Below are 23,897 nucleotides of genomic sequence, written 5' to 3'. Positions count from 1 at the left end.
AGTAATTTGGAAAGCTGGATACGTGCTTGCAATAGTCTGCCCTGGACAGGGCTCACAGACCCCGGGTTTTCTGGCCCCCTGGTTGGAACTGCCTTCGGTAGCAGGCCTACTGGCCTCCCTGAGCGAAATCGCAGGCATCGACCTGACCGCTCACGGGACCACCTCCGACGAAGAAACCATCAAAGACACCGCCGTTGCGCAGCCGCTGATTGTTGCCGCCGGACTGGTGGCCGCCGCGTCGCTCTTCGACGTCGAGCTCGGCTCGCTTCCGGTGATTCTTGCCGGCCACTCAGTCGGTGAGATCACGGCCGCTGCGTTGGCCGGCGTGCTCACCGAGCAGGAGGCCATGGCGTTCGTCCGGGAGCGCGCCAACAGCATGGCCGCAGCCGCTGCCTTGACACCTACCGGCATGAGCGCAGTGGTAGGTGGGGACCCGGCAGAAGTCCTGGCCGCCATTGAGGCCTCCGGCGCAACTCCCGCCAACATCAACGGTGCCGGGCAGACAGTAGCGGCAGGAACCTTCGAGCAGCTGCAGGCCCTGGCGGACAACCCGCCGGCCAAGGCACGCGTTATTCCTTTGAAGGTTGCCGGGGCATTCCATACCTCCCACATGTCGCCTGCAGTGAGCGCCCTCGAGGCGCTGAAGCCGGACCTCAAACCGCAGAAGCCGGTGGTGCCGCTGCTGTCCAACTTCGACGGCCGCGAAGTGTTCGACGGCGATGCCGCCGTCGAAAGCCTCATTGCGCAGGTCTCCCGGCCAGTCCGTTGGGACCTGTGCATGGAAAACCTTGTGCAGCGCGGCGTCACTGGCCTGATTGAGCTCGCACCGGCCGGTACCCTCACCGGACTCGCCAAGCGCGGCATGCCCGGCGTTAAAACCGTTGCAGTCAAAACGCCGGACGACCTCACGGCCGCACTGGCACTCTTCGCAGAATTGGAGGGAAATGCATGAGCGTTCCCACGCTGAACCAACTGCCCGTCAACCAGTACAGCCGCATCCTCGGACTCGGCGCGTTCCGGCCGGATGTCATTGTCACCAACGACGACGTCTGCCAGTGGATTGACTCCTCCGACGAGTGGATCCGCCAGCGGACCGGAATTATCACCCGTCACCGTGCCGCCGCCGGGGTCAGCGTCATTGACATGGCGGAAGGCGCAGCACGGGAGGCCCTGCAGAAGGCCGGCATCGAAGCCTCACAGCTGGGTGCCGTCATTGTTTCGACCGTGACGCACCCCTACGCCACGCCGTCCGCCGCGGCCGCACTGGCCGACCGTATCGGTGCGACGCCGGCTCCCGCCTTCGACATCTCGGCCGCCTGTGCCGGTTACTGCTACGGGATCGCCCAGGCTGATGCGTTGGTCCGTTCCGGTGCCGCCACCTACGTGTTGGTGGTCGGGGCAGAAAAGCTTTCGGACGTCATCGATAACCGGGAACGGACCATCTCCTTCCTCCTGGGCGATGGCGCCGGCGCAGTTGTCGTCGGCCCTTCGGACGCCCCCGGCATCGGCCCGTCGGTATGGGGTTCGGACGGCAGTAAGTGGGACGCCATCGGCATGACGCGTTCCATGCTCGATGTCCGCGACCTGAGCATGGCAGCCCGCCAGTCCGACGAGTCCGGCGACTTTGCTCTGCTTGAAGAGGCACAGGAACTGTACCCCACCCTCCGCCAGGACGGCCAGACGGTCTTCCGCTGGGCGGTCTGGGAAATGGCCAAGATGGCAGCGCAGGCCCTGGAGGCTGCCGGCGTCAAGGCCGAAGACCTGGTGGCGTTCATCCCCCACCAGGCCAACATGCGGATCATTGACGAGATGGCCAAGAAACTCAAGCTTCCCGAATCCGTCATCATCGCCCGGGACATCGCGGAAGCCGGTAACACCTCGGCTGCCTCCATCCCGCTGGCCACCCACCGCCTGCTCCAGGAGAACCCTGGCCTCAGCGGCGGCTTGGCACTCCAGATCGGCTTCGGTGCCGGCCTGGTCTTTGGTGCCCAGGTCATCGTCCTCCCTTAAGAACGCCCCACAACAGGCCGCGCACCCGCGGGCTGAACCGTTTCCGGCACCCCCCGCCGGCAATAACAAGAAAAGGAGCCGTCAATGGCTAGCAACGAAGAGATCCTGACCGGCTTGGCTGAAATCGTCAACGAAGAAACCGGCCTCGCCCCCGAAGCCGTGGAGCTGGACAAGTCCTTCACCGAGGACCTGGACATCGACTCCATCTCCATGATGACCATTGTGGTCAACGCCGAAGAGAAATTCGGCGTGCGCATCCCGGACGAAGAGGTCAAGAACCTCAAGACCGTGGGCGACGCCGTCAGCTTCATCGCCGGCGCACAGGCTTAGACAGGGCTTCAGCCCCTTCAGGCTGACAGGACTGCCGGCCCGCCCTAGCAGGGCCGGCAGTCCACCAGATTTTTCCCGGCAGCCAGCTGCCCAACACGCGGGACCCCGCCGGAGTTAGCGGATACGGCCTGCCCAGCGACAGAGAGTGATCCAATGACACGCAAAGTAGTCATTACCGGTCTGGGTGCCACCACGCCCATCGGCGGCGACGTACCAACCATGTGGAAGAACGCGCTGAAAGGCGTCTCGGGTGCCCGCACTCTGGAGGATGAATGGGTTGCCAAATACGAACTGCCCGTCCACTTCGCGGCCCGTTGCACCACTCCGGCATTGGATGTACTGGGCCGCGTTGAAGCCAAACGGATGGACCCCTCGACCCAGTTCGGCGTCATCGCCGCCCGTGAGGCGTGGGCCGATTCCGGCATCACGGAAATTGACCACGACCGCCTGGCAGTGGCCTTCGCCACCGGGATTGGCGGCGTATGGACCCTGCTCGATGCTTGGGACACGCTGAAGGAAAAGGGCCCCCGCCGCGTCCTCCCCATGACGGTCCCCATGCTGATGCCCAACGGCGTCGCTGCGGCCGTCAGCCTTGACCTTGGCGCCCGTGCCGGCGCCCACACCCCCGTTTCGGCCTGCGCTTCCGGCACCGAGGCCCTCCACCTGGGCCTGGACCTGATCCGTTCCGGTAAGGCCGACGTCGTCATGTGCGGCGGCGCCGAAGCCGCCATCCACCCAATGCCGCTCGCTGCGTTCGCGTCAATGCAGGCACTCTCCCGCCGCAACGACGACCCGCAGGGCGCCTCACGTCCCTACGATCTTGGCCGCGACGGCTTTGTGATGGGCGAAGGCGCCGGGGCCCTGGTCCTGGAAGCCGAGGAGCATGCCCTCGCCCGCGGCGCCCGAATCTACGCCGAACTGGCCGGCACGTCCGTGACGGCAGACGCATACCACATCACCGCTCCGGACCCCCAGGGCCTGGGCGCCACCCGGGCGCTCAAGGCAGCCATGTTCGACGGCCGCATCCAGGCCGAGGATGTGGTCCACGTTAACGCGCACGCCACCTCCACCCCCGTCGGTGACAAGCCCGAGTACACGGCGCTCCGTGCCGCGCTGGGGAACCACATCGACAACGTTGCGGTATCCGCCACGAAGTCGCAGATGGGGCACCTCCTCGGCGCGTCAGGCGCAGTGGAGGCCGTGCTTACCGTGCTTGCTGTCTACGAACGCAAGGCTCCGGTGACCATCAACCTTGAGAACCAGGATCCCGAGATCCCGCTCGACGTCGTCACCTCGGCCCGCGACCTGCCGGCCGGCGACGTGGTGGCGCTAAGCAACTCGTTCGGTTTCGGCGGCCACAACGCCGTCATCGCCATCCGCAACGTCTAGCAGCAGTCACCACTTAAACAAGAAGAGGCCCCGCCATTTGGCGGGGCCTCTTCTTTGCTATGGAGCGGCTGGTGGAACGTACGACGGCGTGGCTTCCGGCTGCCGTCAGCCCACTTGGTGCAGCCAGCGGACAGGGGCGCCCTCGGCCGCGTGGCGGAAGGGCTCCAGTTCTTCATCCCAGGCTTCACCGAGGGCCAAAGAGAGTTCATGGTAGACGGCGGAAGGATCGCCGGCGCCTGATTCGTAGGCGTAGCGGATCCTGTCCTCAGAGACCATGATGTTCCCGTGGACGTCAGTTGTGGCGTGGAAAATCCCCAGCTCGGGGGTGTGCGACCAGCGGCCGCCATCGACCCCCTGGCTTGGCTCCTCTGTGACCTCATAGCGCAGATGCGCCCAGCCTCGGAGCGAGGACGCCAGCAGCGATCCGGTGCCTGGGGTGCCCGTCCAGGAGAGCTCAGCCCGGAACATTCCGGGCGCAGCAGGCTGAGGTGTCCACTCAAGATCCGTCCGCTTATCCACGACGGATCCAATGGCCCACTCAACATGCGGGCACAGTGCCGTAGGGGCCGAGTGAACAAACAGCACACCGCGGGTCATTGCAACAGACATTCCATCCTCCATAGCTGTAGGTACGTCTTCCCCAACGACCTCTGCCTGGATGAAACTGCCCGTGCTGTTTCCAGCCGCGGTGTTCCTTACCTGAATATTAAAGTGTGTCCGGACTTGCGGTGGCGCGCAGAGCGAAAGAGCTTCAAGCGACACTTGAAAGTTGCCGGACGTGACTCTTATTGTGCCGTACCCCGTCTAATTACGCCAGTGCGATTCGCCACAGCTGGCATGAACCGCGTTTTGCCGTCCCTGCGCGGGCTTCCGGCGGCGTTCAGGCCCTGGGATGGGCCTGCTGGTAGCTCCGCCGGAGCCGTTCCACCGAGACGTGCGTGTAGATCTGGGTGGTGGACAGGCTGCTGTGGCCCAGGATTTCCTGCACCGCCCGGAGGTCCGCTCCGCCGTCCAGGAGGTGGGTCGCGGCTGAATGCCGGAGAGCGTGCGGGCCGGTCGCTGAGGTGTCGCCCAAGGCCTCGAAGAGCCCTTTCACCACGGTCCGGACCTGGCGCTGGTCAACGCGGTTGCCTCTGGCCCCCAGGAACAGTGCCGGGCCGCTGTGCCCCGTCGCCAGGAGCGGCCGGCCCCGGCGGAGCCAGTCGTCGACGGCGACAGCAGCCGGGACGCCATAGGGGACAGTCCGTTCTTTGTTGCCCTTGCCAACGACGCGGAGGGTGCGGCGGTCCGGGTTGAGATCGTCCACGTCCAGTCCCGCCAGCTCCCCCACCCGCAGGCCGGAGGCGTAAAGGACTTCCACCATGGCGCGGTTGCGCACCGGCACCGGCGAGCCCTCCGCTGCAGCTTCCTCCAGGCTGGTTAACAGCCGGACAAGCTGCTGGGACTGCAGCACTCCCGGCAGAGACTTTTCCGCTTTCGGAGCCCTCAGCCGGAGGGCGGGGTTGACTTCGATGAGCTCCTCCCGCAGCGCCCAGGTGGTGAAGGACCGTGCAGTAGCCGCTCTCCGGGCCAGGGTGGAACGGGACATCCCGGCCTGGCTTTGCGCCCCCAACCAGCCGCGGAGAGTCCCCAGTGCCAGTTCCGGCAGATCAGTGAGGCCGTCGGCGGCGGCGTGTTCCAGGAGGCTTTGAAGGTCTGAAAGGTAAGCCCGGCGTGTATGCGCGGAGCGGGCCCGCTCCGCTTCAAGATACCGGCCGAAGCCGGCGAGAGCCTGCTCGAACGCCGGGGACAGTTCCTGGTTCTCCACCGTTACACTGTGACAGAATTCAGCCGTCAATCCGGCCCGGGACACAGGAAACTAGCGGGAATCCTTGGCCCGTTTCCAGCCGCCCCTTTCTGAGACGGCCAGCCCCACCAGCCCAAGCCTGCCCAGCCCCGCCCGCACGGAGTCGACGCTGAGGCCAGCGACGGCGCAGAGTTTGTCCACGGATGTGGTGGACCGGAGGGGAAGGGCATCGAGGAGGATCAGGTCCTCCAACGTCAGGCCGTCGTGCTCGGCCGCATGAGCCGTTCCAGGCTCAGCAAGCCCTGCACCGCTGGGCGAAGCCAGTTCAGCGATCTCGGCTGCGTCAGTCACGCAGACTGCGCCGCCGTCCCGGAGCAGCCGATGACAGCCTGCTGAGTTTGCGCTGTGGACAGACCCGGGGACTGCCCCGACTGCCCGGCCCAGCGTCTCCGCATGGTGGGCCGTGTTCAGCGCCCCGGACCGCCATCGGGCTTCCACCACCACCGTTACGGCCGCCAGGGCGGCGATCAGCCTGTTCCGCTGAAGAAACCGGTAGCGGGTGGGCGCCGATCCCGGCGGGACCTCTGCCATCACCGCCCCTTGGTTGCAGACCGCCCGGAGGAGATCCTCGTTGCCGGACGGGTAAAAGCGGTCCACGCCGCCCGCCATGACAGCTATGGTGGGCATCGCCCCTGATCCCCCGGCCAACGCGGCCCTGTGTGCGTGCGCGTCAATGCCGTAGGCACCTCCGGAAACTACGGTGAAACCGCGCTGCGCCAGGGTGTAGGCAATATCGCCGGTAACGGACGCACCATAGCTGGTGCTGTCGCGGGAACCCACCAGCGCCACGCAGCGAGCCCGGCCTGGCAGCTCCTGTTCCACGCCGCGCCACCACAGGCAGATGGGTTCATGAATCCCGAGGTCCCCGAGTTGGGCAGGCCAGAGGTCGTCCGAGGGGACGATCACCCGGCCGCCGAGGCGTGCCATGGTGGCCAGGTCGCGTTCGGGAGCCAGATCGGGAACGCGTGGCGACCAGCGTCTGAGGGCCGCCGTCATGCCGCCCCAGCTGGTTCCGGCGCCGTTCTCGGCAAGAAGACCGGTGATTTCCTGTTCCAGTGCCGGGCCGGCAGATGCCTGGCCGGTGGCGATCAACAGGGCGTCCTGGGCGCCTGTGGCCTGCACCAGCGCCAGCCCGGCAGCATCCTGGGGTTCCATAAGCCGCGACAGCGCGGCCCGCGCGATCCGTTCGTTATCCATGGTTTCCGTCCTTCACGCCGCTGCCGAGGCAGCCTGCCGCAGGCCCAGGGCCTGGCCGATGTCGTTGGTGTCGGGCCTGTCGCGGTGCGACAGGTCCGCCAGGGTCCAGGCGAGCCGCAGGACCCTGTCGTAACCCCTGGCCGTCAGCACGCCGCGCTCCAGGGACTGATCCAGGATCCGGGTGGCTGTTGCGGGCAGCCGGAGGGCACCGCGCAGAATGCGGCCGGGTACCTGGGAGTTGGTTTCCAGGCCCAGCGGCCGCAGCCGTTCTGCCTGCCGCCTTCGGGCATCGCCCACTCGTCCGGCCACGGCAGCGGTGTCCTCCTCCGCGCCAGCCTGGCCGAAGTCTGCCAGTGAAACCCGTTCCACCTGCAGCTGGATGTCCACGCGGTCCAGGAGCGGCCCTGACATCCTGGCCACGTAGCGGCGTCGCATCATGGGCGTACAGGTGCAGTTCAGGCCCTTTCCGGACGCTTTGCCGCAGGGGCAAGGGTTGGCGGCAAGGACCAGCTGGAAACGGGCAGGATAGGCGGCTGTTCCCGCGGAGCGGTGAATGACCAACTCCCCGCTCTCCAGTGGCTGTCTCAGAGCGTCCAAAACGCGGCGTTCGTATTCCGGCGCCTCGTCCAGGAACAGGACGCCACGGTGGGCCCTGGAGGCAGCACCGGGCCGGGGCAACCCCGAGCCGCCGCCGATGATCGCCGCGGCTGTGGCCGAATGATGCGGGTTTTCGAACGGCGGACGCCGGAGGAGCTGGACGGCTGATGAGGGAAGGCCGCATAACGAGTGGATGGCGGTGACCTCCATGGCCTCGTTGTCCGCAAGGTCCGGCAACAGCCCGGGCAGTCTCTCCGCCAGCATGGTCTTGCCCGCGCCCGGCGGCCCGGTCAGCAGAAGGTGGTGGGCGCCGGCCGCTGCCACCTCAAGCGCACGGCGGGCATCGCCTTGACCGGAGACGTCGGCCATGTCCGGCACTGCCAGGGCGCCCGGCAGGGAATCCCCGTGGCCGGCGTCATCTTCGGGTTCGAAGTCCAGTGCCAGTTCCTGCGGGTCCGCCCCGAAATCGAGGGCAAGCCGGGCGAGGGTCCGGTAACCCCTGACGTTGGCACCGGGGACCAGCGACGCTTCGCCGAAGTTGGCCTGTGCCACCACAACGTCCGGATATCCGGCTTGGACGGCCGCCATGACCGCAGGCAGGATGCCGCGAACCGGCCGCAGCCGGCCGTCCAAACCCAGTTCGGCGATGAAGACAGTCCGCGCTGTGGGTTTGATGTCATTGGCGGCCCGCAGAACCGCCATAGTGACAGCGAGGTCGAACCCCGAACCGCGTTTGGGCAGCGAAGCCGGAATTAGGTTTGCCGTGATCTTTCGGCGGCTCAGCGGAATACCGGAATTCTTGGCCGCCGACCGTATCCGCTCTTTGGCTTCGTTGAGGGCGGCGTCCGGCAGACCAAGAATGACAAATGCCGGCAAAGTCTGGCCGATGTCAGCCTCGACCTCGACGATGTACCCGTTCAACCCCACGAGCGCCACCGAATATGTCCGGCCCAGAGCCATCTACCCCACCCCTTTGAGGTGTTCCACCAGAGGGTCGCCGCCGCCGTCGTCCACCACGGCAATGACGTCCACCCGCCGCAACGGCATCCGCAGTTCCCGGTCCCGGCACCACGCCGATCCCAGCCGGTGCAGGCGGGCCAGTTTGGCCGTTCCCACGGCCTCAAACGGATGGCCGTAATCCAGGGAGCGCCGGGTTTTCACTTCGGCGATCACCAGCGAGTCCCCGTCCAGGGCCACGATGTCTATTTCACCTTCAGTGCAGCGCCAATTCCGCTCCACCACCAGCATGCCCAGCGATTCAAGATAACCGGCAGCGAGCTCCTCGCCGCGTTGGCCCAACAGGTCTTTGGCTTTCATTTCTACCTCCGCAACCAGCCTGCCGTGGCAGGACAGTGGACGGCGGAAAGCTAGTGGCCTATGTGGGTAAACTCAGCAGAAAACGCTTCCGTGGCAGCGTTGTGGAGGAGCAGTGGGCGCATCAGTTGCCCAGGTCAACGTCCTTGGGCAGTGCGAGTTCCTCGTTGCGGGGCAGCTCTTCGACGTTGACGTCCTTGAAGGTCAGCACCCGGACCGTCTTGACGAACCGTGCCGAGCGGTAGACGTCCCACACCCAGGCGTCCTGCAGCGTCAGGTCGAAGTAAACCTCGCCGTCGGCGCTGCGGGCCTGGAGGTCAACATGGTTGGCGAGGTAAAAGCGGCGTTCCGTCTCGACCACATAGCTGAAGAGCCCGACGACATCCCGGTATTCACGGTAGAGCTGCAACTCCATGTCGGTTTCATAATTTTCAAGATCCTCAGCGCTCATGCTTCCATCTTGCACCATTCAGGGCGGCACGGGCGCCGCCCAGGCACCGCGCCCCGGTGCCTGGCCTCAGAGGTCTCCGCCAAGGAGGTTCCAGCTCACCCGGTGGTAGGGGGTGGGGCCCGCGGCGCGCAACGCGGCGCGGTGGATGACAGTGGCGTAGCCCTTGTTAACGTCCCAACCAAAATTCGGATACTCGGTGTGCAGGCCACGCATCTGCTGATCGCGTTCCACCTTGGCGATCACGCTCGCGGCAGCCACGCTCAGGCACTGCATGTCCGCCTTCACCTTGGTATGGACGGGAGCGGCGCAGCCGGCTTCCAGCACAGGCTCGTCGAACAGGGAAAGCTGCGCGGCCGGCGAGAGCCAGTTGTGACTGCCATCGAGCAGCACTACGTCCGGGCTTACACCTGTGGCGAGGATCTTCAGCCAGGCGCGTGTCCCGGCGAGCCGCAGCGCGGCGATGATGCCCAGCACGTCGATCTCGTGGGCGGAAGCATGCCCCACCGCCGAGGCCACGCTCCAGCTCCGCACAAGGGGTTCCAAGCGCTCCCTCTCCGCGGGGCTGAGCAGCTTGCTGTCCCGCACACCTGACAGGGGCTTTTGGGTATGGAGGTCAACGACGGCGATCCCCACGCTCACAGGCCCGGCAAGGGCGCCACGCCCCACCTCGTCCACTCCGGCCAGATAGCGGGCACCTTGCGCCTTGAAGGTCCGCTCGTGCCGGAGAGTCGGAGCCTTGGAACGGGGCCCTGCCGTTTGGCGGCCGGGCGCTTTGGCGGGCGTGGCGGATGTGACGGCTAACACTGTTATTTCCCTGCGGGTACGTTTCGGAAGACATCTGGGTAGTTGCCCAGGACGGTGACCCGGTTCAGCGGCCAGGCGATGACGGCTGCCCTGCCTTCCACATCCACCAGATCGACGAATCCGCCGTTGGAGTCCAGATGGGAGCGGGAATCAGCGGAATGGTTACGGTTATCGCCCATCACCCATACCTTCCCTTCCGGAACGACGACGTCGAAGGCGCGGATCTGCGGTGTCTCGGCAGCGTTGACGTAGGTTTCATTAATCCGAGATCCGTTGATAGTCAGTTTACCGCCGTCGTCACAGCAGATCACTTTGTCTCCGGGGAGCCCGATGACGCGTTTGACGAGGTGCTGCTCGGAGTTGTCCGGCAGCAATCCCACAAACGTCAGGCCGTCCTGGACCCAGGTAAAGGGTCCCGCCTCTTTTGCCGGCGTTTCGGCCAGCCAACCCTGGGTATCCCTGAAGACCACCACGTCACCGCGTGAAATGGCGAACGGTTCGGGCACCAGGAGGTTTACGAAGATCCGGTCGTTGATGTCCAGGGTGCTGACCATGGACTCGGACGGAATGTAGAACGCACGGAAAAGGAAAGTCTTGATCAAGAACGACAGAACCACGGCAATCACCACGACGGTGGCAACTTCCTTGAGCCAGACAAAAACCTGGCTGGGCACCCCAGTCCCGTCCTGGGGCGCCGTGGAGCGCCGTCCGGCGACCGGCGCTGCCGGCCTCGCCTCAGCACCCCCGTCGGATGCTCCGGGCGCGGAAGTACCGCCGTCGGGCGTGACGGGGCGGGACGTGACGGGATCAGAACTGACCGGGCCCGCGGCGGCCGCATCCGCCGTCACGGGGTCAGCGGTATAGCCGGCGGACTCGCTGGCGGCGCCATCACGGGACGGCTCGGGTGTCCGGGCGTGGTTCTCGGGCATCTACGGTCCGTCCTCTGTTGTTGGTCCTGCCGCGTGCGGCCGTGGTACTGCAGCAAATCTATCAAGTGGCCAGATGATCTGGACCGGCCTGCCGATGACTCTGGTAAGCGGCACCATGCCGCCGCCCGGGGCACCGAGCAGGCTGCGCGAATCGGCTGATACCGAGCGGTGGTCACCCAGCAGCCACAGCCGTCCGTCGGGAACTACGGCGGTGAACACCTGGGTGCTTGCACTGTCACCCTCGAAGAGGTAGGGCTCGTCAAGCGCCGTCCCGTTTATGGTGATCTTCCCGTCCGTGTCGCAGCAAACCACAGTATCTCCCGGAAGTCCGATGACCCGCTTGACGTACGTCGTGTCGCTGCCGGTCAGGCCCAGCCATTGGCCGGCAGCGGCGACGGAATCCAGCAAGGGACCCTTCCCGCTGTTCAGCGGAGCAAAGGATCCCCTGCCGTCAAAGACCACGATGTCGCCCCGGCGCACCGGGTTGTTATGGAAGTCGGTTCTGGAAACAAGGATCCGGTCGCCGCCTTCAAGGACAGGCTCCATGGAGTTGGACGGGATGAAGTAAACATCCAGCCACAGCGAACGGACCAGGCCGCTGACTGCAACAGCGAGCACCAGTGCCAGGAACGCAAAACGCCAGCCCATTTTTCTGGGCTGGCGTTTTGTCTGGTCCATGATCCGTATTCCTGGGGCGCTGTCGCGATGGGCTCCGGCGCTGGCCTGGTACGGCTGGGGCCTGCTTTGTAGGTCCCTGGGGACTTACTTCTTGGTCTGGAAGTCGCGCTTTTCCTTGATCTTGGCAGCCTTGCCGCGCAGATCACGCATGTAGTACAGCTTCGCGCGGCGCACGTCACCCTTGGAGACGACCTCGATCTTGTCAATGATCGGGGAGTGCACCGGGAAGGTACGCTCCACACCGACGCCGAAGGAGACCTTGCGGACGGTGAAGGTTTCACGAAGGCCATCGCCGTGGCGGCCCAGGACGAAGCCCTGGAACACCTGGACACGGGAGTTCTTGCCTTCAATGATGTTCACGTGAACCTTGAGGGTGTCACCCGCGCGGAACTCGGGAACATCTGTGCGCAGCGAGGCTGCATCTACGGAATCGAGAATATGCATAATTGCACTCCTGGTGAACGCCACAGGTCATTCACTTTAGGTCACGGCAGTCAAGCCCGGCAGCGCAGGACGCACCGGAAATTACCGCCGAAAGTTAAGTGGTCCGGTTCCTTCACTGATTGAAAGTACCGGGTTGCCTTAGCTGTTGGTTGCGCTCCCCCTGTGGCAGGTGCGGACCCAGCAGACACAAAGACTAATTTTGCCACATTCACAGGCCATCAGCCAATTGCCGCCGACGGCCCGCCCGGTCAGGCGGAGGGCGTCGGTCAGGCGGAGGGCGTCGGTCAGGCGGAGTTACTGGTTTCGGCGCCGTTTTGGGCATCACCGGGCCGCCGGGCACGGAGGTGACCCTCGACGACGGCGTACCCGAGGTCGTAGAGGGCGGCCCGGTCTGCGCGTGGCAGCTTACCGGCATCGAACGCCTCCAACAGATCAGGACGCCGCTCCGCCGTCCGCTGGTACTGCTGGTGGCGCCGCCACTGCGCGATCTTCCCGTGGTTGCCGCTCAGCAGGACTGCCGGCACTTCCCGCTCACGCCAACTGGAGGGCTTGGTGTACACCGGGTACTCCAGCAGTCCGTCGGAGTGCGACTCCTCGACGAGGGACTCGGGGTTGCCTACCACCCCGGGCAGCAGCCTGCCGATGGCCTCCACCATGGCCAGGACAGCTACCTCACCGCCGTTGAGCACGTAGTCACCAAGGCTCATGGGCCGGACGGTGAAGTGTTCCGCCGCCCATTCGATGACGCGCTCGTCGATGCCTTCGTAGCGTCCGCAGGCAAAAACGAGCTGCTCCTCTTCGGCGAGCTCATGGGCCAGCGCCTGGGTGAAGCGCTCCCCCGCCGGTGACGGCACGATCAGGACCGGCTTAATTGTTTTAGCTTCGTTGGTGTCGGCGACGGAAGCCAGCGCCTGAGCCCACGGCTCCGCCTTCATCACCATGCCGGCGCCGCCACCGTAGGGCGTGTCGTCCACGGAGCGGTGTTTATCGGTGGTGAACCCGCGCAGATCATGGACGTGCAGGTCCAGCAGGCCGTCCTGGCGGGCTTTGCCGATGAGGGACAGCTCCAGGGGCGCCAGGTACTCAGGGAAGATGCTGACGACGTCGATTCTCATCTACGCGTTGCCCTCAGGCCCGCCGGTGGCAGCGTCGTCGGAGTTGACTTCAAACAGTCCGTCCGGCGGGGTGAGCAGGACAAACCCCCCAGCGACGTTGACTTCCGGCACGATCTGCTCGACGAAGGGAATGAGGATTTCCTTGCCGTTGGCGTCCTCAACCACCAGCAGGTCCTGGACCGGCATGGTGTGCAGCGCCGCGATCTTACCCACCACCTGGGAGCCCACCCGCGCCTCGAGGCCAACCAACTCATGCTCGTACCAGCCTTCGTCGTCGTCATCGTCCAGCTCTTCGGTTTCGACGAACAGCTTGGCCCCGCGCAGGGTCTCGGCCTGGTTGCGGGTTTCAATTCCCTCAAATGCGAGCAGCAGGATGTCCTTGTTCCATCGCGCACTCTCAACAGTCAGGGGGCCGGCCGACGCCGGCTCCACCACAAACTCGGTGCCGGGAACAAACCGGTCCGCCGGGGCATCGGTCAAAACCTGGACCGTCACTTCCCCACGGATCCCGTGCGGTTTGCCGATTCGTGCCACCTGAAGCTGCATCTGTTCCTCTGTTCCGGTTGTGGGGTATCCACAGTGTTGTGATGAAAGCACTCCGGCCCCTCCACCTTGATCGGTGGAAGGGCCGGAGCAAAAACTGATGTTGCCGAGCGCTTAGCGGCGGCGGTCCGTGTCGACGACGTCGACCCTTACCGGTTCGCCGTCTGCCAGTGCCGCCACAACGGTGCGCAGTGCACGTGCAGTGCGGCCCTGGCGGCCGATCACCCGTCCCAGGTCATCCTGATGAACGCGGACCTCGAGGGTGTCCCCCCGGCGGTTGTTCTTCGAGCTGACCTTGACATCTTCCGGAGAATCAACGATTCCCCGGACCAGGTGTTCGAGCGCTTCTGCCAGCAATCTACTCAGCCTCGTTGGCTTCTGCTTCGGCCGGGGCCTCGGCTGCGTCAGACTGCTTTGCCTTCTTGGTGATGGCCTCCGGGATGATTACGGAACCCTTTTCTGGGGCAACAAAGGCAGCCTTGGGAGCTTTGGTCTTCAGGGTGCCTTCCTGGCCCGGGAGGCCCTTGAACTTCTGCCAGTCACCGGTGATCTTGAGGATCGCGGCAACCTGCTCGGACGGCTGGGCGCCAACGCCGAGCCAGTACTGGGCACGGTCTGTGTCGACCTCGATGTATGAGGGCTCTTCGGTGGGGTGGTACTTGCCGATCTCTTCGATGGCACGGCCGTCGCGCTTGGAGCGTGCGTCCATAACGACGATGCGGTAGTACGGTGCGCGCATTTTACCAAAGCGCTTAAGGCGAATCTTTACGGCCACTTTTGTGGTCACTCCTGTTTCAGAAAAGGGTTGAACCGACGTTCTGCACCCGTGGGGCGGGCCGTACTTGAAGGCTCGAAGGACAGGATCCGGACGCGGAGAGAGGGGCCACGCAGATCGAGTACCTGTTTATTGTGCCAGATCAGCGTCAGGATTTCGACTTGACACGTCTGGATGGGGGGAAGAGGACGGACCTGGCAGGCCCCCAGGGGCCTAGGACGCCCAGACATACACCCCGGTGCGCTCGGCGTCGTGAATTCCACTGGCCAGCTCGGCGAGCTGCTGGACATAGTTCCGGGCGTCGGCTGCACCGAATGGCATATCGTCGTGACCGGCCCATTTTTCGGCGACATCATCCAGGACGTTGCCTTCACCCTCAGTTTCATAGGTAAGGAGGTCAGCCAGCGCCCGCACCATCGCCGGCGGCACGCCGAGGAGGGAGTCGCTGGAAACGTCAACCATGGCAAGTTCGTAGCCCTCGCCACCGGCGTGGACCGCAGCCCCGGCGAGATCGCCGAGCTGTTCTATCTCGAAATCACTGACTCCCGGTATCCGCAGTGCGGGTCCCGGCGGCGAGCCGCCGGCATCAAGGACGCCGGCACGCTTCAGCGCGGCGTCGTGGGTAGCTACAAAAATTTCAGTGAAGCCCATGGGCACAGCCCTCATTCCGTCGACGGTGCGGCCCTGGCGGGCAGCTAAGGGTGCCGCCCCGGCCGTTCGAAATCAGCCTAGTGCATCGGGGCCTGCAGCTCCGGCCAGCGCCACTTAGCGGACAGCAACCCGGATATTGTTGCGCCACGGATCCTCGAAGCGCAGTTCGGCACCCGTGTGGTGTGACGCCAGCCCGGCGACCTTCAAGCGGTCAGCGAGGGCTCCGACGTCGTCACCTGAAGGGACTTCGATGAGCACCTCCCCTAGTCCCAGGGTGTCCTTGCGCGGTCCGGCGCCGCGGCTGTTCCATACGTTCATTGCCATGTGGTGGTGATATCCGCCCGCAGAAACGAACAATGCCTGCCCGTGCCAGCCGGCGGTCTTTTCGAAGCCCAGCGTGCCCACATAGAAATCGTGCGCCGACTGGACATCACCCACCTGGAGGTGGACGTGGCCCACACCGGCTTCGGCGGCCTGCTGGCCGTCCATGGATTCCTCGGTCATGTGCTGCTCAAGGTAGCGCTGCGGCGGCAGTGCCAAGCTGTCCATCAGCACATCCTTCCCGTTCCAGGACCAGTTTTCGCGGGGCCTGTCCCAGTACAGTTCGATGCCGTTGCCTTCGGGGTCATTGAAGTAGAAGGCTTCGCTAACGAGGTGGTCGGCGCTGCCGGTGAAGGACCGGGGTTCGTACTGGGCCGCGGTGGCTACCGTGGCAGCAAGCGAAGCCCGGTGGTCAAAGAGCAGCGCCGTATGGAACAGCCCGGCCTCGCCCCTGCGGGGCAGGCTCAAGGACTGGGCGGCCGCAAGATGGACCAGCGGGCGCCGGAGCCGGCCAAGGTAGACGCCGCCGTCCTGTTCGGCGACGACCTCCAGGCCGAGCGCACGCTGGTAGTAGTCGGTCATCAGCTTCATGTCGCCCACCTTGAGCATCACTGTGCCCATGGAGAGGTCGGCAGGAAGGAGATCCCGACTGGTGGCTTCTGCAGTCATTGAACGCTCCCGGTCCGTTGGCCTTCGGGGTCGAAGGTGGCCATGACTCCATTTTACTTGAAGCTTCAATTTAATTCAAGTGGCTGGGCAGACAGGTTGCGACAGCATCCCCGTGACTGCTGTCACAGGCCACCCTCGGCCTGTGGTAGCTTCGACTTGACCACACGGGAGCCCTTGCAGGGGCTGAGATCGGGCTGACGCAGCCTGCGACCGTTGAACCTGTCCGGGTAATGCCGGCGAAGGAAGTGAATATTCATTGAATACACAAGAAACACAGCTGAACCCTGCCCAAAGTGAAGCCGACCAGGATCAAACGGTCCGGCCTGAAACCCAGTCACTGAAGTCCCACTCGCTGGCGTTCATCAATGATGACGCCACCGGGATCCGGGTTCCCGTGACCGAGATCGCGCTGGAACCGTCGCCGAACGGCGAGGCGAACGGGCCTTTCCGGACCTACCGCACGGCCGGTCCGGGCAGCGATCCGGTGGTGGGCCTCAACCCGTTCCGCTCGGAGTGGATCGCCGCCCGCGGCGACACCGAGCCCTACAGCGGCCGGGAACGGAACCTGCTCGACGACGGCAAGTCGGCAGTTCGCCGCGGCGCCGCTTCCGCGGAGTGGAAGGGCGCGCAGCCCGTGCCCCGCCGCGCCGTCGAAGGCAAGACCGTCACGCAGATGCATTACGCACGGCAGGGTGTGGTGACGCCCGAGATGCAGTTCGTTGCCCTCCGCGAGAACTGTGACGTGGAACTGGTCCGCAGCGAAGTCGCTGCCGGCCGCGCCATCATCCCCAATAACATCAACCACCCGGAATCTGAACCGATGATCATCGGCAAGGCCTTCCTGGTGAAGATCAACGCCAATATCGGCAACTCCGCGGTGACCAGCTCCATTGCCGAGGAGGTGGACAAGCTCCAGTGGGCCACCCAGTGGGGCGCGGACACCGTCATGGACCTGTCCACCGGCGATGACATTCACACCACGCGGGAATGGCTAATCCGCAACGCCCCCGTTCCCATCGGCACCGTGCCCATTTACCAGGCTTTGGAGAAGGTCAACGGCGAGGCCAACAAACTGACCTGGGAAATCTTCCGTGACACCGTGGTTGAGCAGTGCGAGCAGGGCGTGGACTACATGACCATCCACGCCGGAGTGCTGCTGCGCTACGTGCCGCTGACGGCCAACCGCGTCACCGGCATCGTCTCCCGCGGCGGCGCAATCATGGCCGGCTGGTGCCTGGCCCACCATCAGGAGAACTTCCTCTACACGCACTTCGACGAGTTGTGCGAGATCTTCGCCAAGTACGACGTCGCATTCTCTTTGGGCGACGGACTGCGCCCGGGAGCGACGGCGGACGCCAATGACGCCGCCCAGTTCGCCGAGCTGGACACTCTGGCGGAGCTCACGCAGCGGGCCTGGGAATTCGATGTCCAGGTCATGGTGGAAGGTCCCGGGCACGTCCCGTTCCATCTGGTGCGGGAGAACGTGGAACGCCAGCAGGAACTCTGCAAGGGCGCCCCGTTCTACACGCTTGGGCCGCTGGTCACGGACATTGCCCCGGGCTATGACCACATCACGTCCGCCATCGGCGCCACGGAAATCGCCCGCTACGGCACCGCGATGCTTTGTTACGTCACGCCCAAGGAACACCTTGGCCTCCCGAACAAGGACGACGTCAAGACCGGGGTGATCACCTACAAGATCGCCGCCCATGCAGCAGACCTGGCTAAGGGCCACCCGGGTGCGCACGAGCGTGATGACGCCCTGTCCAAGGCACGGTTTGAGTTCCGCTGGCGCGACCAGTTCGCATTGTCCCTGGACCCGGTCACGGCGGAAGCCTTCCATGACGAAACGCTGCCGGCCGAACCGGCCAAGACCGCGCATTTCTGTTCCATGTGCGGGCCGAAGTTCTGCTCCATGAAAATCAGCCAGGACATCCGGGACGAGTATGGTTCAGCCGATTCCCAGGCAGCCATCGCCGAGGCCTACAGCGGCATGCGGGAAAAGAGCGCGGAATTCCTGGCCTCCGGCGGCAAGGTATATCTGCCTGAACTGCAGCTTCCGGGCGCAGGCGGCGAAGCGGCGTCAGGAAGCCTGAACTGAGACTGACCTGCTGACCTCGGCGATGAAGGACCGGATGGCCCGGTCACCTTCAACCGAGTCCTGTGGCCGGTGCCCTCCTGCAGCGATGCGGTGCAGGGCACCGGTTTCCCGCAGGTATACCGCGATTTCCTCGTAGAGAGGCTCCCAGCCTCCGGTCAGGACCATGGTGGGGACGCCGGGAACAATGTGGAGCGGGGCTTCCCAGGATGGGGCCTGCAGGCGAAGCCGGCGCGCTGACCGTTTTTCCTCCGGCGTGGAGGGCTCCTGAAGGTCGGCCGCGAACATCCGGCGTACGAACTCCCGCTGGAATTCCTCATCGCCCAACTCGTAACGGACCTCAAAAAGCGGCTGCATCAGCGCCACGTGCGCTGAGGTGGCGGGCAGTTCGGCGGTGAGCGACAGGCAGGCGGGTTCCACCAGCGTCAGGGAAAACACGAGGTCGGGGCGTTGGACGGCCGCCATCATGGCTGCGATGGCGCCCTGAGCATGGGCAACAACATGCCCGCCGGCGGCACCGCGCCCGTCATCCGCCAGTGAACGAAGGATGATGGCGGTGTCCTCGGTGAACGAGGATTCCACGGGTTCAGCCAGGGGGTCGTAGCCGTGGCGTCGCAGGAACAGGGCATCGTAGGCCAGCGCCATCCCGTGCTGGCGCGGCCACGCTGCCGCCCCGAACGGCCCGCCGCCGTGCACGAAAACTACCCTCTGCTTGAACATGACCCAACCTTATTCCAGAGCCCCCACATCCTTGCCGGATGGCAGCAGCGTCGTTGCCAGCCCTCAAAAGCGCACCGGCTGCTGCCCACCCGGCAAAACGCGTCTACTTGCCGAGGAACTTGTCGAACCCCTTGGGCAGGTTCAGCTGCGAGGGATCAAAGTCGCCCGACTGCTGGCCGAAGGCTGCGCCCGTCGGCAGGGCCTTAGCCGCTCCGGCCCGCCGGGCCTCGGCATCCTTGAGCTCTTGGGCAGCCTTGGCCGGGTTGCCGGACCGTGCCTTTTTCTTCGGGGCGTTCTTGCCGCCCTTGCGCGCACCACCGGGGCCACCCATGCCGGGCATCCCTGGCATCCCTGGCATTCCCGGCATGCCGCCGCCCTGGGCCATCTTCTTCATCATCTTCTGGGCCTGGGCGAATCGCTCCAGCAGGCCGTTCACCTCGGACACGTGCACGCCGGAACCTCGGGCGATGCGAGCGCGGCGGGAGCCGTTGATGATCTTCGGGGCGACGCGCTCGTGCGGCGTCATGGAGCGGACGATCGCCTCGACGCGGTCGATCTCGCGCTCGTCAAAGTTTTCCAGCTGCTGCCTGATCCCGGCCGCACCCGGCATCATCATGAGCATCTTCTTCATGGAGCCCATGTTGCGGATCTGCTGCATCTGCGAGAGGAAGTCGTCCAGGGTGAAGTCTTCCTGGTCGGCGAATTTCTTCGCCATCCGGGCGGCTTCGTCCTTGTCCCAGTTCTTCTCTGCCTGCTCAATCAGGGTGAGGACGTCGCCCATGTCCAGGATGCGGGAGGCCATCCGGTCCGGATGGAACAGTTCGAAGTCGTCCAGGCCTTCACCGGTGGACGCGAACATCACGGGCTTGCCGGTGACCGACGCCACCGAAAGCGCAGCACCGCCGCGGGCGTCGCCGTCGAGCTTTGACAGCACGATGCCGGTGAAGTTCACACCCTCGTCAAAGGCCATTGCCGTGTTCACGGCGTCCTGGCCGATCATGGCGTCGATCACGAACAGCACTTCGTTGGGGACGATGGCCCGGCGGATCTGGCTCGCCTGCTCCATCATCTCGGCATCCACGCCCAGGCGGCCGGCGGTATCAACAATCACGACGTCGTGGAGTTTCTGGCGTGCTTCCTCGACGCCGGCGCGGGCGACGGCAACAGGGTCACCGGCCGGGTGCTCCAGTTCAGAGGTGGCCCCCGGGTGCGGCGCGAAGACGGGCACACCGGCGCGCTTGCCCACAACCTGAAGCTGGGTGACGGCATTGGGGCGCTGGAGGTCGCATGCCACGAGGATGGGGCTGTGGCCCTGGGCCTTGAGCCACTTGGAGAGCTTGCCGGCGAGGGTGGTCTTGCCTGCGCCCTGAAGGCCGGCAAGCATGATGATGGTGGGGCCGTTCTTCGCCAGGCGGATGCGGCGGGTCTCGCCACCGAGGATCTCAACCAGTTCCTCGTTGACGATCTTAACAATCTGCTGGCTGGGGTTCAGCGCCCCGGATACCTCGGCACCGAGCGAACGTTCCCGGACCCTGGCCGTGAACTCGCGCACAACGGGAACAGCGACGTCGGCATCCAGGAGGGCGCGGCGGATCTCCCGGACTGTGGCATCAACATCTGCCTCGGTGAGGCGGCCCTTGCCACGGAGGTTCTTGAAGGTTGCTGTCAACCGGTCAGAGAGTGAATTGAACACGCGCCGCGCACTTCTTTCAGTGGAGTTACAGGGGGGACTCGACTATCTAGGGTACCAAGTCGGGCATGCATGATGGCATGCTGGCAAGGTGACCAGCCAAACGAGTGTAAAAACCCTGCTCATCCTGGGGGCCTCCGGCGACCTGACCGGCCGCTTGCTCCTTCCCGGCCTTGCCCGGTTGGTGGCCAAGGGCCGCGCCGAAGGACTGGACCTGGTAGGCGCCGGCTCTGATGCGTGGACCCCGGAACAATGGCAGGTCCGGGTCCGCGAGGCCTTCGCGGCGGCGGCCGAGACTGCAGATCCGGCCGGGCGCAAAGCGCTCACCGATGTTGAAAAAGCCACGGCCTATCACCAGGTCGATGTCACGGCGGAGGGAGCGCTGGCCTCGCTGCTGGCAGGACTCGAAGGCCCCACCGCCATCTACTTTGCCCTGCCGCCCCGGATCAGCCAGTTGGCCTGCGAGTCCCTGCGTCCCGAACAGGTGCCGGCCGGAACACGGCTGGTGATGGAAAAGCCGTTCGGCTCCAGCGAAGCGTCCGCCCGGTCCCTTAACCGGACGTTGGCGTCCCTCGTGCCGGAGGACCACATCCACCGGGTTGACCATTTCCTGGGCAAAGCCACTGTCCTGAACATTCTGGGGCTGCGGTTCGCGAACAACTTCCTGGAACCGGTCTGGACCCGTGAGCACGTGGCGAAGGTGGAAATCATCTTCGACGAGGACCTGGCACTGGAAGGGCGCGCACGCTATTACGACGGTGCCGGCGCCCTGCGCGACATGATCCAGAGCCACCTGCTGCAGATCATGGCATTCGTGGCGATGGAACCGCCCGCGACCATCGGCGAGCGCGACCTGCGCGACGCGGTGGCGACTCTGCTGCGCGCCAGCAACATCAGCGCGCCGTACGCGAAATCCACGCGCCGGGCCCGCTACACAGCGGGGTCGATCGCGGGCCGGAAGGTCCCGGACTATGCCAAGGAAGGCGGCGTGGACCCGGACCTCGGCACAGAAACCCTGGCCGAGGTCCGGGTGGACATCAACAACTGGCGCTGGCAGGGCGTTCCCTTCATCCTTCGTTCCGGCAAGGCTTTGGGCCTCAAGCGTAAGGAGGCGGTGATCACTTTCCGGCCGGTCCCGCACCTCCCGGCCGGGTTCACCGGGGTGGACTCCCCTAACCAGTTGCGGATCGGTTTCGGGCCGGACACGCTCCAGTTCGACGTCGATGTCAACGGTCCTGGCAGCATCTTCAGTCTCGGCCGCGTGACTTTGGATGCCGAACTCAGCGCGTCGGAGTTGTTGCCCTACGGCGAAGTGTTGGAGGGGGTGCTCAACGGCGATCCCCTGCTGTCCGTCCGCGGCGACACCGCGGAGGACTGCTGGCGGATCCTTGAGCCCGTGCTGAAGGCCTGGCAGCGGGGGACGGTGCCGCTGGAGGAGTACGACGCCGGCTCGTCGGGTCCCGCAGGCTGGTCAGGTTCGGCGCCGGCCGGGTAGCCCGAACAACAGGGAGCGGGCAGGGAACCTGTGAGGTTCCCTGCCCGCTCCCTGTCTGCTGCTGGAACTGCCTGACGTGGCGTGAGTGTCAGATCGCTGCTACGCCGCGCTCGCCTGTGCGCACCCTGACTGCCTCGAAGACGTCCATGGTCCACACCTTCCCGTCTCCCGCACGTCCGGTGTTGGAGCTGGCGATGATGACATCGAGGATATCGTCGGCCTGTTCGTCAGTGGCGAGCACTTCCACCCGGATCTTGGGCAGGAGGTCCACGTTGTACTCCGCGCCGCGGTAAACCTCCGTGTAGCCGCGCTGGCGGCCGTAGCCGCTGGCTGCACTGACCGTCAGCCCCTGCACCCCGTACGACTCCAGACCTTCCCGGATCGCGTCCAGCTTCTCCGGGCGGACAATGGCTGTGATCAGTTTCATGCTTCCACGCTTTCTTTACCGGCTGCCGGCTGAGTCTTCCTTGCACCGTTCGATTCGGCGGTGGCGCCCTCCGGGGATGTTGCCTTGCCGGTGATCAATTCGTGAAGCGGCTGGAAGCTGCCACCCTGGCCGCCCACGCCGAACTCGTAGGCAGTCTCAGCGTGCAGGCTGAGGTCAACACCCACAGTTTCCTGCTCCTGCGAGACGCGGAAACCCATGGTCCTGTGGATGGCCAAGGCGATGATCGACGTCAGGATTGCAGAGTAGGCGATGGCGGTGCCGGCCGCTGCAAGCTGGGCCCAGAGCTGGGTCAGTCCGCCGCCGTAGAAGAGGCCGCCGCCCACACCGTCGTTGGGCAGGGCAATGAAGCCCAGGGCAACCGTGCCGATGATGCCGGAGACCAGGTGCACGCCGACAACGTCCAGGGAGTCATCAAAGCCCCAACGGAACTTGAGGCCGACGGCCAGGGCGGAAGCAACGCCGGCGATGACGCCGAGGCCGAGGGCTCCCACAGGGCTGACGTTGGCGCAGGCCGGGGTGATGGCAACCAGGCCGGCCACGACACCGGAGGCAGCACCCAGCGAGGTAGGGTGGCCGTCGCGGATGCGTTCGGTGACGAGCCAGCCAAGCATGGCCGCGGCCGGGGCTGCGAGGGTGTTGACCCAGATCAGGCCGCCCTGCTCGGCAGTGGTGGCCGCGCCGCCGTTGAAACCGAACCAGCCGAACCAAAGGATGGCTGCACCGAGCATCACGAAGGGGATGTTGTGCGGGCGGTGGTTGGGGTCCTTGCCGAAGCCGCGGCGGTTGCCGATGATCAGGACGAGGATGAGGGCCGCCACACCAGCGTTGATGTGGACCACGGTGCCGCCTGCGAAGTCGATGGCAGGGCCGAGTGCCTGGCCAATGGCGCCTTCGGGACCGAACAAGCCGCCGCCCCACACCATGTACGCCAGCGGGCAGTACACGAGCGTGACCCACACGGGCACAAAGACGGTCCAGGCGCCGAACTTGGCGCGGTCAGCGATCGCACCGCTGATGAGAGCCACCGTGATAATGGCGAAGGTCGCTGCGTAACCCACCTTGATCAGGCCGTCCGGGGAGGTGATTCCCTCAAGGCCGAAGGTGGCGAACGGGTTCCCGACGATTTGGAGGAATCCTTCGCCGGAGCTCATCGATGCGCCCCAGAGCACCCAGACCACGCCGACCATGCCGATGGAGATGAAGCTCATCATCATCATGTTCAGTGCAGCCTTGGCGCGCGTCATACCGCCGTAGAAAAATGCCAGACCCGGTGTCATGAACAGCACGAGTGCTGCCGCCACCATGAGCCATACGTGACCTGCTGTAAGTTCCATGGTGCACGTCCTCCCTCTTCTCGACGCTGCGGATAGTTCCGCCTGCCAA

26 protein-coding genes and 1 riboswitch are annotated in these 23,897 nt (G+C 65.1%); of the genes, 6 read left to right on the top strand and 20 right to left on the bottom strand.

What is annotated here, in order from left to right:
- The first annotated feature begins 22 nt into the window (after positions 1-22).
- From ABIB45_RS01750 to ABIB45_RS01735, 4 genes are all read left to right on the top strand, one after another.
- Positions 23-952: an ACP S-malonyltransferase gene (locus ABIB45_RS01750; RefSeq protein WP_354214198.1), complete on the top strand. Its 930-nt coding sequence runs from the start codon at positions 23-25 to the stop codon at positions 950-952.
- Complete coding sequence (locus ABIB45_RS01745; protein ID WP_354214197.1) at positions 949-2,010, top strand: beta-ketoacyl-ACP synthase III; 1,062 nt, start codon at positions 949-951, stop codon at positions 2,008-2,010. Before ABIB45_RS01750 ends, ABIB45_RS01745 begins: the two co-directional genes overlap by 4 nt.
- Positions 2,011-2,094: 84 nt before the next feature.
- Entirely contained in the window at positions 2,095-2,340 is a 246-nt protein-coding gene (locus ABIB45_RS01740) for an acyl carrier protein (protein ID WP_354214196.1), read from the top strand.
- Positions 2,341-2,493: 153 nt separating this feature from the next.
- Positions 2,494-3,729: a beta-ketoacyl-[acyl-carrier-protein] synthase family protein gene (locus tag ABIB45_RS01735; RefSeq protein ID WP_354214195.1), complete on the top strand. Its 1,236-nt coding sequence runs from the start codon at positions 2,494-2,496 to the stop codon at positions 3,727-3,729.
- 105 nt (positions 3,730-3,834) lie between these two features.
- On the opposite strand, the gene ABIB45_RS01730 is transcribed toward ABIB45_RS01735, so the two are convergent.
- The 16 genes from ABIB45_RS01730 to ABIB45_RS01655 all read right to left on the bottom strand — a co-directional run bounded on the left by ABIB45_RS01730 (position 3,835) and on the right by ABIB45_RS01655 (position 16,063).
- A complete protein-coding gene (locus ABIB45_RS01730; protein WP_056349065.1) occupies positions 3,835-4,338 on the bottom strand; it encodes a DUF3145 domain-containing protein in 504 nt (167 codons plus the stop codon).
- Positions 4,339-4,609: 271 nt separating this feature from the next.
- Positions 4,610-5,536 carry a tyrosine recombinase XerC gene (locus tag ABIB45_RS01725; protein ID WP_354214194.1) on the bottom strand — a complete coding sequence of 309 codons (927 nt, stop codon included), beginning with the start codon at positions 5,534-5,536 and terminating at the stop codon, positions 4,610-4,612.
- A 51-nt stretch (positions 5,537-5,587) separates the two neighbouring features.
- Positions 5,588-6,772, bottom strand: coding sequence for a DNA-processing protein DprA (gene dprA, locus ABIB45_RS01720; protein WP_354214193.1), 1,185 nt, complete (start codon positions 6,770-6,772; stop codon positions 5,588-5,590).
- A 12-nt stretch (positions 6,773-6,784) separates the two neighbouring features.
- The gene (locus ABIB45_RS01715) at positions 6,785-8,329 is read right to left on the bottom strand and encodes a YifB family Mg chelatase-like AAA ATPase (protein WP_354214192.1); all 1,545 of its coding nucleotides are present in this window, start codon (positions 8,327-8,329) and stop codon (positions 6,785-6,787) included.
- Entirely contained in the window at positions 8,330-8,686 is a 357-nt protein-coding gene (locus tag ABIB45_RS01710; protein ID WP_354214191.1) for a YraN family protein, read from the bottom strand.
- A gap of 121 nt (positions 8,687-8,807) precedes the next feature.
- The gene (locus ABIB45_RS01705; protein WP_111909356.1) at positions 8,808-9,134 is read right to left on the bottom strand and encodes a DUF2469 domain-containing protein; all 327 of its coding nucleotides are present in this window, start codon (positions 9,132-9,134) and stop codon (positions 8,808-8,810) included.
- Positions 9,135-9,200: 66 nt separating this feature from the next.
- Complete coding sequence (gene rnhB, locus ABIB45_RS01700; RefSeq protein ID WP_502909085.1) at positions 9,201-9,938, bottom strand: ribonuclease HII; 738 nt, start codon at positions 9,936-9,938, stop codon at positions 9,201-9,203.
- A 2-nt stretch (positions 9,939-9,940) separates the two neighbouring features.
- Complete coding sequence (lepB, locus tag ABIB45_RS01695) at positions 9,941-10,867, bottom strand: signal peptidase I (RefSeq protein WP_354214190.1); 927 nt, start codon at positions 10,865-10,867, stop codon at positions 9,941-9,943.
- Positions 10,868-11,545 carry a signal peptidase I gene (gene lepB, locus ABIB45_RS01690; RefSeq protein WP_354214189.1) on the bottom strand — a complete coding sequence of 226 codons (678 nt, stop codon included), beginning with the start codon at positions 11,543-11,545 and terminating at the stop codon, positions 10,868-10,870.
- Between the two features lie 84 nt (positions 11,546-11,629).
- Positions 11,630-11,989, bottom strand: a complete 360-nt coding sequence (gene rplS / locus ABIB45_RS01685; RefSeq protein ID WP_354214188.1) for a 50S ribosomal protein L19 — start codon at positions 11,987-11,989, stop codon at positions 11,630-11,632.
- A gap of 284 nt (positions 11,990-12,273) precedes the next feature.
- On the bottom strand, positions 12,274-13,104 hold the full coding sequence (gene trmD / locus ABIB45_RS01680; RefSeq protein ID WP_354214187.1) for a tRNA (guanosine(37)-N1)-methyltransferase TrmD: 831 nt from the start codon (positions 13,102-13,104) through the stop codon (positions 12,274-12,276).
- Positions 13,105-13,650: a ribosome maturation factor RimM gene (gene rimM, locus ABIB45_RS01675; RefSeq protein ID WP_354214186.1), complete on the bottom strand. Its 546-nt coding sequence runs from the start codon at positions 13,648-13,650 to the stop codon at positions 13,105-13,107.
- A 111-nt stretch (positions 13,651-13,761) separates the two neighbouring features.
- Positions 13,762-14,004 carry an RNA-binding protein gene (locus tag ABIB45_RS01670; protein WP_056349097.1) on the bottom strand — a complete coding sequence of 81 codons (243 nt, stop codon included), beginning with the start codon at positions 14,002-14,004 and terminating at the stop codon, positions 13,762-13,764.
- A 1-nt stretch (position 14,005) separates the two neighbouring features.
- On the bottom strand, positions 14,006-14,422 hold the full coding sequence (gene rpsP, locus ABIB45_RS01665; protein WP_354214185.1) for a 30S ribosomal protein S16: 417 nt from the start codon (positions 14,420-14,422) through the stop codon (positions 14,006-14,008).
- A gap of 213 nt (positions 14,423-14,635) precedes the next feature.
- Positions 14,636-15,073, bottom strand: a complete 438-nt coding sequence (locus ABIB45_RS01660) for a hypothetical protein (protein ID WP_354214184.1) — start codon at positions 15,071-15,073, stop codon at positions 14,636-14,638.
- A gap of 114 nt (positions 15,074-15,187) precedes the next feature.
- Positions 15,188-16,063: a VOC family protein gene (locus ABIB45_RS01655; protein WP_354214183.1), complete on the bottom strand. Its 876-nt coding sequence runs from the start codon at positions 16,061-16,063 to the stop codon at positions 15,188-15,190.
- Between the two features lie 154 nt (positions 16,064-16,217).
- Positions 16,218-16,325, top strand: a riboswitch (TPP riboswitch).
- On the opposite strand from ABIB45_RS01655, the gene thiC reads away from it, so the two are divergent.
- Positions 16,320-18,164, top strand: coding sequence for a phosphomethylpyrimidine synthase ThiC (gene thiC, locus ABIB45_RS01650; protein ID WP_354214182.1), 1,845 nt, complete (start codon positions 16,320-16,322; stop codon positions 18,162-18,164). (Overlaps the previous riboswitch by 6 nt.)
- Here the strand turns inward: thiC and ABIB45_RS01645 are convergent.
- Both ABIB45_RS01645 and ffh read right to left on the bottom strand, forming a co-directional pair.
- On the bottom strand, positions 18,147-18,881 hold the full coding sequence (locus tag ABIB45_RS01645; RefSeq protein ID WP_354214181.1) for an alpha/beta hydrolase: 735 nt from the start codon (positions 18,879-18,881) through the stop codon (positions 18,147-18,149). The two genes, thiC and ABIB45_RS01645, sit on opposite strands and share 18 nt — an antisense overlap.
- A 103-nt stretch (positions 18,882-18,984) precedes the next feature.
- Positions 18,985-20,574, bottom strand: coding sequence for a signal recognition particle protein (gene ffh, locus ABIB45_RS01640; protein ID WP_354214180.1), 1,590 nt, complete (start codon positions 20,572-20,574; stop codon positions 18,985-18,987).
- Positions 20,575-20,662: 88 nt separating this feature from the next.
- On the opposite strand from ffh, the gene ABIB45_RS01635 reads away from it, so the two are divergent.
- Complete coding sequence (locus tag ABIB45_RS01635) at positions 20,663-22,066, top strand: glucose-6-phosphate dehydrogenase (protein WP_354214179.1); 1,404 nt, start codon at positions 20,663-20,665, stop codon at positions 22,064-22,066.
- Between the two features lie 88 nt (positions 22,067-22,154).
- Here the strand turns inward: ABIB45_RS01635 and ABIB45_RS01630 are convergent, their stop codons facing one another.
- Together ABIB45_RS01630 and ABIB45_RS01625 are read right to left on the bottom strand one after the other, a co-directional pair.
- A complete protein-coding gene (locus tag ABIB45_RS01630; protein ID WP_354214178.1) occupies positions 22,155-22,493 on the bottom strand; it encodes a P-II family nitrogen regulator in 339 nt (112 codons plus the stop codon).
- Complete coding sequence (locus ABIB45_RS01625) at positions 22,490-23,848, bottom strand: ammonium transporter (RefSeq protein WP_354214177.1); 1,359 nt, start codon at positions 23,846-23,848, stop codon at positions 22,490-22,492. The genes ABIB45_RS01630 and ABIB45_RS01625 overlap by 4 nt, the downstream gene beginning before the upstream one ends.
- Positions 23,849-23,897 lie beyond the last annotated feature (49 nt).

Source organism: Arthrobacter sp. UYCo732 (genome assembly GCF_040547265.1).
Lineage (GTDB): Bacteria > Actinomycetota > Actinomycetes > Actinomycetales > Micrococcaceae > Arthrobacter.
The sequence above is the reverse complement of the archived record's forward strand: the minus strand, read 5'-3'. Positions and strand labels throughout refer to the sequence as shown.